Raw genomic sequence first — 14,848 nt, forward strand, 5'->3', positions numbered from 1 at the left:
GCTCAGAACACCAGCAGCCAGGCATCGCCCAGGCCGAAGGCGGCGGCCGCGACGACCGCCAGGTACCAGATCACGGTGAGCAGCCACCGGTTGGGCACCACGAACGAGCGCAGCCCGGCCGGGGCGGGCAGCGCTCCGTTCTCCATCGAGCGCGCCACCGTGTGGACGAAGAAGGGGATGACGGCGATCCACACCACCAGGCAGTAGGGGCACAGCGCGCCGATCTGGGTGAACGCCTGGTACTGCAGCCAGGTGACGAACCCGATCCCGAACGTGGCCCCGGCCAGCAGCCCGCGCCAGTACCACCGGGGCAGGCGCACCCGGCTCAGCAGCAGCACACCGGTGGCGATCAGCACCGGGAAGGCGATCATCCCGATGATCGTGTTGGGGATGCCGAAGGCGCTGGACTGCCAGCTGCCGAGGAAGATACCGCAGCCGATCAGCGGATTGATGTCGCAGGCGGGGACGTAGCTCGGGTCGGCGACCACGCGCAGGTAGTCCAGCATCAGCTCGACCGCGGCGAGCAGGCCGAGGATGCCGGCGGCCGCGGTGAGGATGGCGTACTCGCGGCCGGAGCCGCCGGCGGCCACGTGCCGGTCGGCCGAGGTGCTCGGGCCGTCGTCGGTGCTCCGCGCGGCGGAGTTCTGCGTGCTCACCGATCCAGTATGTGTCATGTCCTCACTCCTGGTCGACGGCGGCATCCACGTAGTCGGCGGGCAGCTGCGGCCACGGCATCCACTCGGAGAGCTCCACACCGGCGTCCGTGCCGACGGTCAGCAGCCGGTAGTGGGAGACCAGACCCGAATCGGTGTCGAAGCGCAGCACGGTCATCACCGCCGGGTTGTTCAGCGGGCCGATCGTAGGCGTGCCGTGCCCGGCACCGGCCGAGCTGGCGGACAGGTACTGGATCCCCCAGCCCAGCGGGCGCGGCCCGACCTGGCGGTGCAGATGACCGGAGATCGTCAGGGGGGCACAGCCGGCCTCCACCGTCTGGCGGCCGGCGTAGGGGCTGTGCACGAGCAGCAGGTCCACGCCCTGGTCCTGGTCGGCCAGGTCACAGGCGGTCTGCGCGAGCCGGTTGCCCATCGCGTTGATGGTCTCCTCCCGCTGCGGGCGGGTCGGTGCACCCAGCGAGGTCAGGGTGGGGTCGGTGTCCCCGAGGATGCGCAGCCCCGCCACCTCGACCGCCTCGCCCTGCAGCACGGTCCAGCCATGGCCCTCCTCCTGGGCGGTGGTGGTGCGGGAGTCATGGTTGCCGTCGGCCACCACGACCGGCACGTCCGGCGGGAGAGCCGATCCGAAGGCGTTCACGCAGTAGGACTCCACGGCCGTGCCGCCCATCACCGTGTCGCCGGCGTTGAGCACGACGTCGGCCTCGGAGACCGTCGCCGCCGCGGCCACCACCTCCGCCATCCCGATGTTGCAGTGCAGGTCGCTGATCAGCAGTGCGGTGGTGGCCGACTCCTCCGCCAACGGCGCCGGTGTGGCCGGGTCCTGGCCGTCTCCGGTGCCGTCCGCCGAGGGTGACGGCGTCTCCTCCGGTCCGGGGGTGGCCTGCGCGTCCGCGTCGCCGGTCCCGCCCTCGCCCGGCTCCTCGGTGTCCTCGCTGCCGGCGGGCGTCGGGGTCGGGGTCGGGGTCGGCGGCACCGTGGGAGCGGTGGGAGCCGGATCGGTGGCATAGGCGGCGAGCAGGTTCTCCCGCGCGGTCGCGTAGAAGTCGGTGTTGTCCTCGATCGCGTCCACCACATAGGTGCCGTAGTGGTCGACCAGGGTGGCCAGCCGGCCGGTGATGCGTGCCTCCGCCAGCGGCGTGCCGGCCAGGATCGTCGAGGTCCGGCCCACCCCGCCCGAGGAGCGGGTCAGCTCGATCACCGGCACGGCGGCCAGCACCAGGGCCAGGGAGACGCTCAGCGCCGGTACCCCCGTGCGCGACCAGGCGCTGCGGACGGCGTCACGCAGGACCCCGTGCGCGGCGAGCCGGCCGAGCGCCACCAGCACCAGCAGCACGCTCCACGTCAGCACGGCCCGGCCGACGGCGTCGGCCACCAGGCCGCCGATCGCGTCATCGATGGCGGCCTGAGGATTGGCGAGGAACTGGACGTAGCTCTCCAGGTCCGCCGTCAGCCCGGCGATCGGGCTGGCCCCCGGCGTGCTGAGCTCGGCCGGGATCTCCTTGACCACGACGTCCGCTCCGAGGTTCGCCGGCAGCGGGGAATCGACGATGAGGGCACCCAGGGGGCCCATGTCGACCCGGATCTCCCCGCTCAGGCGCACGGAGTAGTCGGCTGCGTGCGGGCCGAGCGAGCCGGTGTAGCTCGCGGTGAGGACCCCCACGAGCGCGCCGAGCACACCGGCGACGAGCACGGCGACGCTGGCTCGTACCGTGCGCCGCGTCATTGGTCGCAGCCGGTGCCACCACCCCTCCCGGGGGCGGGTCTGGGTCACTGATAGCTCACGAACGCGGGCGTCGGCTCGATGTCCATGACCTCGGCCGGGCTCATCCGCGGGTCGTCCTCGTCGTAGAAGACCTTCCAGCCCCAGTGGATGTTCTCCGGGGCGTCCTCGCGCACGACGTCCCAGGTGTCCTGCTTGAGCTGTGGGGTGCCGAAGCCGTCGGCATGGATCACGATCTCCACCTCCGGTCGCGTCGTCAACAGGTCCTGCCGGTCGGTGATCATGCCGGTGCGGAACTGGTGCAGCATCACGATCTTCTGTGGCAGCCGCTGCTCGCGGGTGAAGTCGGCCACGTAGGTGATCACGTCGTTGACCTCCGCGGCGGAGACCGAGCCGATCTGCTCGCCGGGCAGCTGGTCATCGGTGAGGCGCCACTCCGGGTCCAGGGCGATGCCCACATGCGGATGGGCGAGCAACTCCTCGTACTGCTGCACCTGTTCCACGAACTCGGTCCGGCCGGACTGGAAGTCCAGCAGCACGTACTGACCGGCCTCCGCCGCGGCCTCGACCAGCGGCAGGAAGCCCTCGGCGGGCCACTCGTTGGAGTAGTTGCCGTCGCTGCCGGCGCTGGTGGAGGCGACGGTGACGATGATCTCCAGCGTGGGGACGACGACGTCCTCGGTGTGTGCCTGGTAGGACCCCGCCAGCTCGGCCGCACGCTCGACGGTCTCGGACGTGCCCTGCTCGCCGAGCACACCGAGGGCGTCGGTGTGCGGGGTGCCGTACAGACCCACGTACCGGGCGCCGTCGAAGACGAGCTGCCCGCCGCCGGGGAGCTGCCGGCCGGACAGCGCCGTCTCGGCCTGCCACCGGAAGGTCTCCGGATCGGAGAAGCTGCTGCCCAGGCCGAGGATCGCCTCGGCCGGCTCGAGCTCGGCCAGCTGCGCCGCCGAGGCGCGCGGGTCGCCCTCGAGGATGGTGACCGTGCTGCCCGCGGCGCGCGCGATGCCGACGGCGGCGAGCTGGCCCGGGGCGCCGTCGGCGAGCACCTGGACCCCCTCCACCGTCTCCCCCGGCAGCAGCGCCGGCATGTGGCCGGAGGCATCGGCCACGCCCTCCGGGCCGGCGAGCAGCCCCCCGCGCTCGAGCTCGGCGAGGGCCTCCACGTCGCTGCCGGCACCGGTCGGGGCGTCGGCGACGTCGATCCCGAGGAGCTCGCCGGCGGCGTCGGTCTCGGCCGGGACCGCCTGGACGTTCATGCTCGTCAGGTCGATCCCGTCGAGGGTGACCTCACCGACGGGCAACAGGGTGGTGGTGGACAACCGCAGCAGCTCCTCGCCCACCTCGGCGTTGTCCTCCCCCGTCAGCAGCACCGGGGTGCCCAGCGCGATCGCGACCGAGGCGGCCCGGGCGATCGCCGCCTCGTCCGTGGCGGGAGCGAGCACCACCGCCCGGGCGGTGGTGAACAGTTCCCGGCTGGTGGCCACCGCGAGCGGGGCGGCATCCTCGCCGGTCACCAGCATGCTCTCACCGCCGGGAACCTGCGCGGTGGCCGCAGGCCGCGGCTCGGGCGGCGGTGAGCTGGGTCCGGAGTCGATCTCCATCTCTCCGGTGCAGCCGGCCAGGGCGGCGACGAGCGCCAGGCCCGCGGCCAGGGCGGTGAATCTACGCAACAGTTCCCCCCGCGTGGGTCGAGGCCCGCCCGTGGCGGCGCGGACCTGACCCAGTCTACGTCGTCCGGCCCCCGCGACCGGGGTCCTCGCCGTCGGAGATGGAGCCGTCGTCAGGGTTGTCAGTGCTGTTGGTGCTGTTGGTGCTGTTGGTGCTGTCGGTGCTGGGCGGGCCGTCGGTGCCGGGCCGGCCGCCCGGCGTGCCCCTCTCCCGCTCGCGGGCGCGCGCCGCCGCCTCCCGTGCCACCTGGGTGCGGGCCTCCTCGGCCGCCTCCTCCCGGCGCATCCGGGCGCGTTCACTCTCCTGGGACTTCGCGACCGTGCCCCGCAACGCCTTCACCTCCGTGCGGGAGGTGCGCCAGCGGCGCACCAGCACGACGGCGGCCGTGGCCACCACGGCCGCACCGATCGCACCGCCATAGGCGGCACCGGTGAAGGAGGGCGCCCCGATCTCCATGTCGATCCGGGCATCGAGGGCCACCGAGGTGGCGGCGGTGTCGATCGCTATCGTCAGGACCAGGGGCAGGGTGAGCAGCAGCGCGACCCCACCGATGATCAGCCGGGTCCGCCACGGCCGGCGCCACCGCACCGCGAGGAAGGCGATCGCCGCGGGCACCAGCACCGACAGGGCCCCGCACAGCAGCCCGGCCAGGACACCCGCGCTGGCCACGCCGCCGACCCAGCCTGTGACCACACCGGCCCACCAGCCCGGCAGCAGCGCGCTGCCGAGCACGAACAGCACGATCGCGATGATCACGGCGCCGCTGATCGTGGTCAGGGTCCGGATCCACGCCGGCGGCGCCGAGGACTGCGGCTTCGGTTCGCTCATGTGACCATCCTGGCAGGTCTGCCCGCCCAGGGCTTCTCAGACGAGGGAGTCCTGCCACGCCTGGTGCAGGGCCGCAAACCGACCCTCGCCGCCGATCAGATCGGACGGCGCTCCGTCCTCGACCACCCGTCCCTCGCTCATCACCAGCACCCGGTCGGCGATGGCCACGGTCGAGAGCCGGTGGGCGATGATGATCGCCGTGCGGTCCGAGAGCAGCGTCTGCAGGCCACGCTGCACCAGCCGTTCTCCCGGGATGTCCAGGGAGCTCGTCGCCTCGTCCAGGATCAGCACCGCCGGGTCGGCGAGGAAGGCGCGGGCGAAGGAGATCAGCTGCCGCTGCCCCGCACTCACGCGGCCACCCCGCTTGTTGACGTCGGTGTCGTACCCCTCGGGCAGCGCGGTGATGAAGTCGTGCGCCCCGACGGCCCGGGCGGCCGCCTCGATCTCGGAGTCATCGGCGTCCGGGCGCGCGAGCGCGATGTTGTCGCGGACCGTGCCCGAGAACAGGTACGCCTCCTGGGTGACCATCACCACCGCCCGCCGCAGGTCCTGCATCGACAGCTCCCGCAGGTCCACCCCGTCGAGGGTGAGGCTGCCGTCGGTGACGTCGTAGAAACGCGAGACCAGCTTCGCCACGGTCGACTTGCCCGCCCCTGTCTGGCCCACCAGCGCGATCGTCTGCCCGGCCGGGACGTCCAGATCGAGATCGGGAAGCACCACCGAGTCCGGCCCGTACCCGAAGCGCACGTGGTCGAAGCGCAGGTGCCCGGAGGCGTGGCGCAGCTCCACCGGCTCGGGCGCCTGGCGCACCGTGGGCACCTCCTCCAGCAGACCGGAGATCTTCTCCAGCGCCGCGGCCGCGGACTGGAAGGAGTTGTAGAACATCGCCATCTGCCCCACCGGCTGGAAGAACCGCTTGGTGTAGAGCAGCGTCGCGATCAGCACACCGACCTCGAGCTGGCCATCGAGCACCCGGAAGGCGCCGATCGCCATCGCGACCGCCACGGTCACGTTGCCGGTCAGCTGCAGGGCCGGGTCGTAGACGCCGTTCAGGCCCATGGTGCGGGCGTTGTTGCGCCGGTACTCCTCCGTCAGTCCCGCATAGGTGTCGTTGTTGGCCTCCTCGCGGCGGAACGCGTGCACGGCCCGCATCCCGGTCATCGTCTCGACGAAGTTCACGATCAGCCGCGCCGAGGCCACCCGCGAGACCCGGTAGAGCACCTGGGACCGCTTCTGGAACCACCGGGTGATCAGCCACACCGGGATCACCGCCACCAGCAGCACCAGGCCCGCCTGCCAGTCCAGCAGGAACAGCGAGATCCCGACGAACATCATGTACAGGAAGCCCGAGGCCAGGGAGGTGATCCCGGAGTCGAGCAGCTCCTTGAGCGCATCCAGGTCCGCGGTCTGGCGGGAGATGATGCGCCCCGAGGTGTAGGACTCGTGGAACTCCAGGCTCAGCCGCTGCGTCTGCCGGAAGACCCGCTGGCGCAGGTCCAGCAGGATCGCCTGGCTGACCCGTGCGGCCAGGCGGATGTAGCCGGCGGTCGCCCCGCCGGCCACGAGCGCAGTCAGCACGTACAGGCTGCCGGTGAGCACCGCCGGGCCCCAGTCACCCGCCTGGGCGGCCGGGAACCCGACGTCGATCGCCCGTGCGATCAGCGCCGGCCCGGCGGCCTTGGCCGCCTGCGCGGCCACCACCAGCACCACGGTGACGGCGAACAGCTTCTTGAGCGGGGCCAGCAGGCTGCCGAGCAGGGCCAGCGAGCGCCGTCGGACGAAGCGGGAGTCCGCCCGGTCGAGGTTGCTGTTCTCCTCGTCGGTCACCCCGCGGGGGGTGACGGGCACGGTCGCGCGCATCAGGACCTCACCTCCGCCGACTCCTCGCCGGCCTCCACGCTCGCGTCGTCCTCGTCCTCGGGCTCGACCAGGCTGGAGATCACGAAGCGGTAGTGATCGTGCGTGGCGAGCAGGTCCGTGTGCCGCCCGACGGCGCTGATCCGCCCGTCCTGCAGGACCGCCACGCGGTCGGCGAGCGCCACGGTGGAGGGCCGGTGGGCGACGACGAGGGTGGTGGTGCCCCTCAGCTCGCGTCGCAGCTGTTCGGTGACGGCCTCCTCGGTGGCCACATCCAGGGCCGAGAGCGGGTCGTCCAGCACCAGCACCTGGGGCCGGGCGGCCACCGCGCGGGCGAGGGCGAGCCGCTGGCGCTGCCCACCGGACAGGCTGAGCCCCTCCTCGCCGATCGTGGTGTCCACACCATGGGGCAGGGCGTGGACGAACTGCGCCTGCGCGATGGTCAGCGCCCGCTCCATGTCCTCCTCGCCGTCCCGACCCTCCGGGGCGCCGAGCAGGACGTTCTCGCGCACGGTGGCCGAGAACAGGGTCGAGTCCTCGAAGGCGATCGAGATCAGTGCGCGCAGGTCGTGGCGGGAGTAGTCGCGCACGTCCACGCCGTCGATGCGGACCGAGCCGGCGGTGACGTCGAACAACCGCGGCACCAGCGAGATCAGCGTCGACTTCCCGGATCCGGTCAGGCCCACCAGGGCCATCGTCTCCCCGGGGCGGACCTCGAGGTCGATCCCGTCCAGCACCTCGGTCCGGGGACGCTCGCGCGGACGATCGGCGTTGCGCCAAGCCTGATCCGGGGTGGGCTCGTCCGGGTAGCTGAAGTGCACACCGTCGAACTGCACGCGTCCGGCGTTCTCGGCAGGGCGCTGCGGACGCTCCGGGTCCGCGACCGAGTTCGGGGTGTCCAGCACCTCGAAGTACCGGTCGACGGCGGTCTTGGCGTACAGCGTCATCGAGACCAGGTGGCCGAGCTGCTCGACCGGCCCGGCGACCACGACGGCGGTGGCGAAGAAGGCCACCAGCTCACCGACGCTGATCTGCTGCTGGACTGCCAGCCACACCCCGGCCAGCAGGCACAGCCCCAGCATGACCTCCGAGATCGCCGTGATCGCGAAGGTGAAGGCGCCCAGGGTGCGTGCCTTGCTCATCTCGGTCCGGCGCAGCTGATCGGCCTGGACCGAGAAGTTCTGGTAGGCCTCGCGGCCGCGGCCGAAAGCCTTCAGCACGCGGATCCCGTGCACCGACTCCTCCACCGTGGTGGCCAGGTCACCGGCCTGGTCCTGGCTGAGGCGGGAGATACGCCGGAACCGGGAGGAGAAGCGGTAGGAGAACCAGATCACCGGCAGCGCGCTCGCCAGGTAGGCGATGCCGAGCCAGCCGCCGCCGTGGACCATCAGCCCGATCCCGACGGCGATCGTGGTGGTGTTGACCACCAGCATCACCAGTCCGAAGGACAGCCACCGCCGCAGCATGCCCAGGTCGGACATCGACCGGGAGAGCAGCTGCCCGCCCGGCCACTGGTCGTGGAAGGCCGTCGGCAGGTCCTGCAGGTGGCGGAACAGCGCCATGCGCATGCTCGCCTCCACCTTGGTGCCCGGGATGAGGATGAACGCGCGCCGCGCGGCGATCAGGCCCGCCTCGAGCACGCCGAGGGCCAGCACCAGGCCGATGGCCTGCCAGACACCGCTGCGGTCGGGACTGCCGACGGCGCTCGCCAGCGGCCCGTCCACCGCCCAGCGCAGCGCCTGGGGGATCCCCAGCGCGCACAGGCTGGCGCCGAGGGCGCACAGCATGCCGGCCACGAAGCGCGGGATCGCGGGCCGGAAGAACGGGTAGAGCCGTGCGAGCGTGGCCACGACCGCGGTGGTCGGCGGCAGGGAGCTCTGCTCCATCGGGGTGTCCTCGGGCCCGCGAGCATGTGAGGCGGGGCCCGGGGTGGCGAGGCGGGGATCGTTGTGGGCGTCTGGTGCTGGTGCGGCTGCGGGATCGGTCCGGTCGGTGGCCGGGCCGGTCGCGGCTGGATGCCGGCCGGAATGGTCAGACGGCATGGGCGGCGCGGGCCTCCTCGAGGTCGTCGTCGAGCGCTCGGTGCTCCGTTCGGCAGCAGCCGGCGCGGGGAGCATCGGTCCCCCACCTCGGAGAACGCTGTCCATCGTACTCCGGCGTCGGGCCAGGGGCACGATCAGGCCGCGCGCGGCGGCCCGTGCTCAGGCGCTCTTGGAGCGGCGGGACTTGCGGGCGGACTTCGCAGGAGCGGCCTTCTTGCCACCCTCCTCGGCGTCCTCCTCCTCGCGCTCGTCCGCGGCGGTCGCTGCGCTGCGGGAGCTGCGGCTCGCCTCCACGCTGCGGCGCAGCGCCTCCATCAGGTCGAGCACCTCGCCGGACTCCTCCTCGGCGGTCTCCTCGGCCGTGAAGCCCTCGCCCTGCTCGAGCTTGGCGTCGATGAGGGAGCGCAGCTGGATCTGATAGGCGTCCTCGTGCTCGGCGGGCACGAAGTCCTTCTCGTAGGCGGCCACCAGGGCGGCCGACATCTCCATCTCCTTGGCGCTGACCCTGACGTCGCCGCCCAGGCTCTCGAACTCGGGCGCGCGGATCTCGTCGGCCCACAGCAGGGTCTGCAGCATCAGCACGTCCCCCCGCACCCGCAGCGCCGCGAGCCTGGTCTTCTGCCGCAGGGTGAAGGAGACGATCGCGGTCCGGTCGGACTCCTCCAGGGTGCGGCGCAGCAGCACATAGGACTTCGCCGAGGTCGAGCCCGGGGCGAGGTAGTAGGCCGAGTCGAGCATGATCGGCTCGACCTGATCGGAGGGGACGAACTCGAGCACGTCGATCTCGCGGCTGCGCTCGGCCGGCAGCGTGGCGACGTCCTCGTCGCTGAGGACCACGGTCTGCTCCTCGCCCACGTACGCCTTGTCGATGTGCTCGTAGGGCACGATCTCGCCGCACTGCTCGCACCGGCGCTGGTAGCGGATGCGGCCGCCGTCGGCATCGTGCACCTGGTGCAGCTTCACATCGTGGCTCTCGGTGGCGCTGTAGACCGAGACCGGGACGTTGACCAGCCCGAAGGTGATCGAACCCTTCCAGATCGCCCTCATCCTCGCTCCTTCCTCCACCACCAGTACACACGCGCGCGCCGCTGCGCGCCAGAGCGCGCGCGTCCGGTCTCCCGCGACGGCGCCGATGCGTCACGATAGCCCCATGACCGGCACGGAGACGATCACCCAGGTCGACGGCCGGCGCCTGCGGCTGACCAACCTCGGCAAGGTCCTCTACCCGGCCACCGGGACCACCAAGGCCGACGTCGTGACCTACTACTCCCGGGTGGCGCCGGTGATGGTGCCCCACTGCGCCGGGCGTGCGGCCACCCGCAAGCGGTGGGTGAACGGCGTCGGCACGGCGGCCGAGCCCGGTCAGGTCTTCTTCACCAAGAACCTCGACTCCGGCACGCCGGACTGGGTGGCCCGCGCCGATCTGCAGCACTCCGACCACACCAACACCTACCCGCTGGTCAACGATCGCGCGACCCTGGTCTGGCTGGCCCAGATGGCCTCGCTCGAGGTGCACGTGCCGCAGTGGCGGTTCGACTCCGCCGGCCGGCCCCGCCACCCGGACCGGATCGTCTTCGACCTCGATCCCGGGCCGGGCGTCACGCTGCCCGAGGTGGCCGAGGTGGCGCGGTGGATCCGCACGGTGCTCGCCGGCCTCGGGTGGGACTGCGTGCCGGTCACCAGTGGCTCGAAGGGCATCCACCTGTACGCCCCGCTGGACGGCGCCCACGATGCCGGGCAGATCCGCGCCCTGGCCCGCGAGCTGGCCCTCAGCCTGGAGGCCGACCACCCCGACGTCGTCACGGCACAGATGGCGAAGCTGGCCCGGCCGGGCAAGGTGTTCATCGATTGGAGCCAGAACCACCCGAACAAGACGACGGTGGCGCCCTATTCGATGCGCGGGCGCGAGACCCCGACGGTGGCCCTCCCCCGTACCTGGGCCGAGCTGGAGGACCCGGGGCTGCGGCAGCTGGAGATGGCCGAGGTGCTCGGACGCCTCGACGAGGGCGGGGAGGACCCGATGGCGGCGCTGGAGCTGGCGGCGCACGGCATCACGGCCGCCGACACCTCGGTGGTGGGCGGGGATGCGCTCGCGCCCTACCGGGGTATGCGTGCGCCGGACCGCACCCCCGAGCCGGTCCCCCGGAGCTCGCCGATGCCGGGCGGACCGCGGGTCTTCGTCATCCAGGAGCACCATGCCAGCCGGCTGCACTGGGACCTGCGGCTGGCCGACGACGGCGTGCTGGTCAGCTGGGCCGTGCCGAAGGGCATGCCGACCGATCCCACCCGGCAGCACCTGGCGGTCCAGACCGAGGACCACCCGATGGAGTACCTGACCTTCTCGGGCACGATCCCGCGCGGGGAGTACGGCGCCGGCGAGATGAGCATCTGGGACACCGGTAGCTATGAGGTGCTCAAGTGGCGGGCCGGCGCCGAGATCATCGTGGCCCTGACCGGACAGCCGGAGGGCGGACTGGCCTCCACCACGGGACGCACCTCGACGTTCGCGCTCATCCACACCGGGGGCCGCTCCGACACCTCCGGGCAGGAGCGGCACTGGCTGCTGCACCTGATGACGGGCCGGTCCCGCACCGAGAAGGCGGCGCGCGGCCGGCCCACGGCGGGCACTCAGGAGAGCACGGCGGCTCCCGCTGCCCCGGTACCGGCTCCCCCTGTGCAGGTCGCTCCCCCGCCGGCGCCGATGCTCGCCACCGGCGGGTCCGCTGCCGATGTCGGGCCCGACTGGTCGATGGAGATGAAGTGGGACGGCCAGCGCTGCGTGGCGCGTGTGGCCGACGGAGTCGTGCGGCTGTGGGCCCGCAGCGGGCGCGAGATCACCGGCGCGTATCCCGAGCTGGCCGAGCTCGCCGGCGCCGTCGGACCCGAGGCGGCGGTCCTGGACGGGGAGATCGTCGCGCTCGACGCCTCCGGCCGGCCCTCGTTCTCGTTGCTGCAGCCGCGGATGCAGGTGGGACGGGATGCCGACGCCCGCGCGCTCGCCCAGCGCCGCCCGGTGCATCTGATGCTCTTCGACGTGCTCGAGGCCGGCGGGCGGGACGTGACGGGCGAACCGTACCTGCGCCGTCGGGAGATCCTCACCGGCCTGGTGCGGCCCACCAGGCGGATCCAGGTGCCGCCCGCCTTCGAGGGCGACCTCGAGGGGGCGATGGCCGCTAGCCGGCAGTGGGGCCTGGAGGGGGTGGTGGCCAAGCGGGCGGACGGGCTCTACCTGCCGGGGCGCCGCTCCAGCGGATGGGTCAAGCTCAAGCACACCGAGTCCGTGGAGGTGGTGGTCGGCGGGTGGCGGCCCGGGCAGGGCGGTCGGTCCGGCTCGGTGGGCTCGCTGCTGCTGGGCGTGCGCTCCACCGGCGGCGGCTGGCGCTACGTGGGCCGGGTGGGGACGGGCTTCTCCGAGAAGGACGCGCGGGCGTGGGTGGACCGGTTCGCCGCGCAGGAGATCGCCGAGGCCCCGTTCGAGCAGGTCCCGGCCCTCGACGCCCGCGGGGCGCGGTGGCTGCGCCCGGAGCAGGTGGCCGAGGTGGAGTTCGGCGAGTGGTCGCCCGCGGGCCGGCTGCGCCATCCGCGGTGGCGGGGCTGGCGCTCCGACCTCGACGTCGGTGATCTGCGGCCGCCGCAGACCTGACTCGCGGACCGCCCCGGACTCAGGCGGCATGGGTGAGATCGGACCGGGGCTGGAAGTCCAGCCGCACCGCGGGCGCGTGCCATCGGCCGGCCCGCAGGTCCGTGCGGCGCAGCACCGGGCGCAGGTGGCCGCGGCGGGCGAGGATCGAGCCGACGACGGCTGCCCCCACCAGCGGGCCGGCGGCGCAGGCCGCCAGGCCCCAGTGGGCGCCACCCAGTTCGATGACGGCGCCGATGATCAGGCCCGAGACCGCTTGGGCACCCATGTTGATGAGCACGTAGAGCGAGAGCACCCGTCCGCGCATCGCCGGGTCGGCGCTGGTCTGGACCAGGGTGTTGGACCGGGTCAGGTAGAGCAGGCAGGTCAGCCCCATCAGGTACAGCACGACCATGAACAGCCAGACCGCCCCGGCGGCGGCGGCGAGCAGCTGCAGCAGCCCAAGCGCGACCGCCCCGAGCACGAGCGTGCGCAGCCGTAGGCGCCGTGCCCGGCCGGCCAGCAGGGCGCCGGTGATGGAACCGAGCGCGAGGGTGGAGGTCAGCATCCCGTAGCCGCTCGCCCCGGCGCCGACGATCTCGTCGGCGTAGGCGGCGAGCACGGTGGCCATGTTGACCCCTGTCAGGGCCACGAAACCCACCAGCACGCAGGCCCACAGGATCTCCGGGTGGTGGCGCACGTGCGTCAACCCCTCACGCAGCTGCCCCTTGGCGCGGCGCGCACGCGGAGCCGGGAAGAGCTCGGAGCGGCGCATCGAGAAGATCAGCCCGGCGGCGATCACGCAGGCCAGGGCGTTGGCGATGAACGCCCAGCCGTTGCCGACCAGCGCGATCAGGCCGGCGGCGAAGGCGGGCCCGACCAGTGCGCCGAGCTGGAAGACGGAGGTGTTGACGCTGATGGCACGGCGCAGGTGCTCGGGCCCGGCGATCTCGTGCACGAAGGCCTGCCGGGCGGGGTTGTCGATGACGATCGTGAGCCCGCCCGCGAACGCGGCGAGCAGCACGTGCCACACCTGGACGGCACCCAGGAGCGTCAGCACGCCGAGCACGAGCGTGAACATCCCGAACAGCGTCTGGGTGACGATGAGGATGCGCCGGCGGTCGTAGCGGTCGGCGATGACGCCGCCGAAGAGACCGAGCACGAGCATCGGGGCGAACTGCAGCGCGACCGTCAGGCCGACCAGGGCGGCCGAGCCACTGAGCTCGAGCACGAGCCAGTCCTGGACCACCCGGGAGGCCCAGCCACACGTGCTCGTCAGCGCCTGGCTGGTCACGTACTTGCGGTAGTTGCGCAGACCCAGGGCGGCGAACACCCCGGAGCGGGGCTTCGCGGCAGGTCGGACGGAGGGCGGGGCGGGCTGTGCCGGGCGCACGGAGGAGTCCTTCACGAGGAGGGTGGGAGGTGGCGACCGCGATGCGGCCGGCGGGCGGCCCCCGCGGAGGAGGCGACATGTCCACCGTACGGACCTACGCCGTCATTAATCCACGACATACGACCTATAAGGGACATTGCGTAACGCAATAGTTGGTCCTACCGTGGTCGAATCGATACGAAGAGATGAGGGACGGTTCCGTGTTCGACCCGGTCCAGCTGCGCACATTCCTCACCCTGAGCGAGGTGCTGAGCTTCACCCATGCCGCGCAGCGTCTGGGCATCAGTCAGCCCACGGTCAGCCAGCACGTGGCCCGGCTGGAGAAGGCGGCCAACCGGCGGCTGGTGATCCGCGACACCCACGAGGTCACCCTCACCGACAACGGCCGCGCGATGGCCGGCTTCGCCCGCACGATCCTCGCCGCTCACGATCAGGCGAGCGCGTACTTCACCGGCTCGGCGATGGCCGGCCGGCTGCGGTTCGGCGCCGCCGACGATCTCGCGCTGACCCAGCTGCCGCGCATCCTGCGCGAGTTCCGCCAGCTGCACCCGCGGATCACGATGGAACTGACGATCTCCCAGTCCCAGGTGCTGCACCGGCGGTTGCTGGCCGGACATCTGGACCTGGTCTTCATCAAGCAGCTCCCGGACGAAACCAGCGGACGACTGGTGCGGCGCGACCGGCTCGCCTGGGTCGGCCTGGAGAGCATGGAGCTGGCTCCGGGCGGCATCGTCCCCCTGATCACCTACCCGAACCCGAGCCCCTCCCGGAACACCGCGACCGGCGTGCTCGAGCGCGCCGGCCGGACCTGGCGGGTGACGTGCACGACGCGCGAGATCCACGGCGTGCTCGCGGCGGTGCGGGCCGGCCTGGGCGTGACGGTGATGGCCCAGAGCCTGGTGCCCGCCGATCTGGTGATCATGCCCGCCTCCTGCGGGCTGCCCGAGCTCGGGGACATCGACATGACCCTGGTGGACAACCCGCGAGCGGCGCGGGAGCCGGTGGAGGCGCTGAGCTCGGCCATCCTCGGCCGGCACTGACCGG

10 protein-coding genes are annotated in these 14,848 nt (G+C 72.3%); 2 read left to right on the forward strand and 8 right to left on the reverse strand.

The window, feature by feature from the left end; genetic code table 11:
* Positions 1 to 2: 2 nt before the first annotated feature.
* From LQF12_RS09630 to ku, 7 genes are all read right to left on the reverse strand, one after another.
* Positions 3 to 656 (reverse strand): vitamin K epoxide reductase family protein, encoded by a 654-nt coding sequence (locus tag LQF12_RS09630; protein WP_231052720.1) that lies wholly within the window; start codon positions 654 to 656, stop codon positions 3 to 5.
* 22 nt (positions 657 to 678) lie between these two features.
* The gene (locus tag LQF12_RS09635) at positions 679 to 2,397 is read right to left on the reverse strand and encodes a metallophosphoesterase family protein (RefSeq protein ID WP_231052721.1); all 1,719 of its coding nucleotides are present in this window, start codon (positions 2,395 to 2,397) and stop codon (positions 679 to 681) included.
* Positions 2,398 to 2,441: 44 nt separating this feature from the next.
* Positions 2,442 to 4,067 (reverse strand): hypothetical protein, encoded by a 1,626-nt coding sequence (locus tag LQF12_RS09640; RefSeq protein WP_231052722.1) that lies wholly within the window; start codon positions 4,065 to 4,067, stop codon positions 2,442 to 2,444.
* Positions 4,068 to 4,122: 55 nt separating this feature from the next.
* Positions 4,123 to 4,893 (reverse strand): hypothetical protein, encoded by a 771-nt coding sequence (locus LQF12_RS09645; RefSeq protein ID WP_231052723.1) that lies wholly within the window; start codon positions 4,891 to 4,893, stop codon positions 4,123 to 4,125.
* A gap of 36 nt (positions 4,894 to 4,929) precedes the next feature.
* Positions 4,930 to 6,753 (reverse strand): ABC transporter ATP-binding protein, encoded by a 1,824-nt coding sequence (locus tag LQF12_RS09650; RefSeq protein ID WP_231052724.1) that lies wholly within the window; start codon positions 6,751 to 6,753, stop codon positions 4,930 to 4,932.
* A complete protein-coding gene (locus LQF12_RS09655; RefSeq protein ID WP_231052725.1) occupies positions 6,753 to 8,636 on the reverse strand; it encodes an ABC transporter ATP-binding protein in 1,884 nt (627 codons plus the stop codon). Before LQF12_RS09655 ends, LQF12_RS09650 begins: the two co-directional genes overlap by 1 nt.
* 315 nt (positions 8,637 to 8,951) lie before the next feature.
* Positions 8,952 to 9,839, reverse strand: coding sequence for a non-homologous end joining protein Ku (gene ku / locus LQF12_RS09660; RefSeq protein ID WP_231052726.1), 888 nt, complete (start codon positions 9,837 to 9,839; stop codon positions 8,952 to 8,954).
* A 103-nt stretch (positions 9,840 to 9,942) separates the two neighbouring features.
* Between ku and LQF12_RS09665 the strand changes: the two genes are divergently transcribed.
* Entirely contained in the window at positions 9,943 to 12,435 is a 2,493-nt protein-coding gene (locus LQF12_RS09665; protein ID WP_231052727.1) for an ATP-dependent DNA ligase, read from the forward strand.
* Between the two features lie 19 nt (positions 12,436 to 12,454).
* Here LQF12_RS09665 and LQF12_RS09670 read toward each other — a convergent pair whose 3' ends face one another.
* Positions 12,455 to 13,804 (reverse strand): MFS transporter, encoded by a 1,350-nt coding sequence (locus tag LQF12_RS09670; protein WP_231052728.1) that lies wholly within the window; start codon positions 13,802 to 13,804, stop codon positions 12,455 to 12,457.
* Positions 13,805 to 14,004: 200 nt separating this feature from the next.
* Between LQF12_RS09670 and LQF12_RS09675 the strand changes: the two genes are divergently transcribed.
* Entirely contained in the window at positions 14,005 to 14,844 is an 840-nt protein-coding gene (locus LQF12_RS09675; RefSeq protein ID WP_231055578.1) for a LysR substrate-binding domain-containing protein, read from the forward strand.
* The last annotated feature ends 4 nt before the right edge of the window (positions 14,845 to 14,848 follow it).

Source organism: Ruania suaedae (genome assembly GCF_021049265.1).
Classification (GTDB): Bacteria; Actinomycetota; Actinomycetes; order Actinomycetales; family Beutenbergiaceae; genus Ruania; species Ruania suaedae.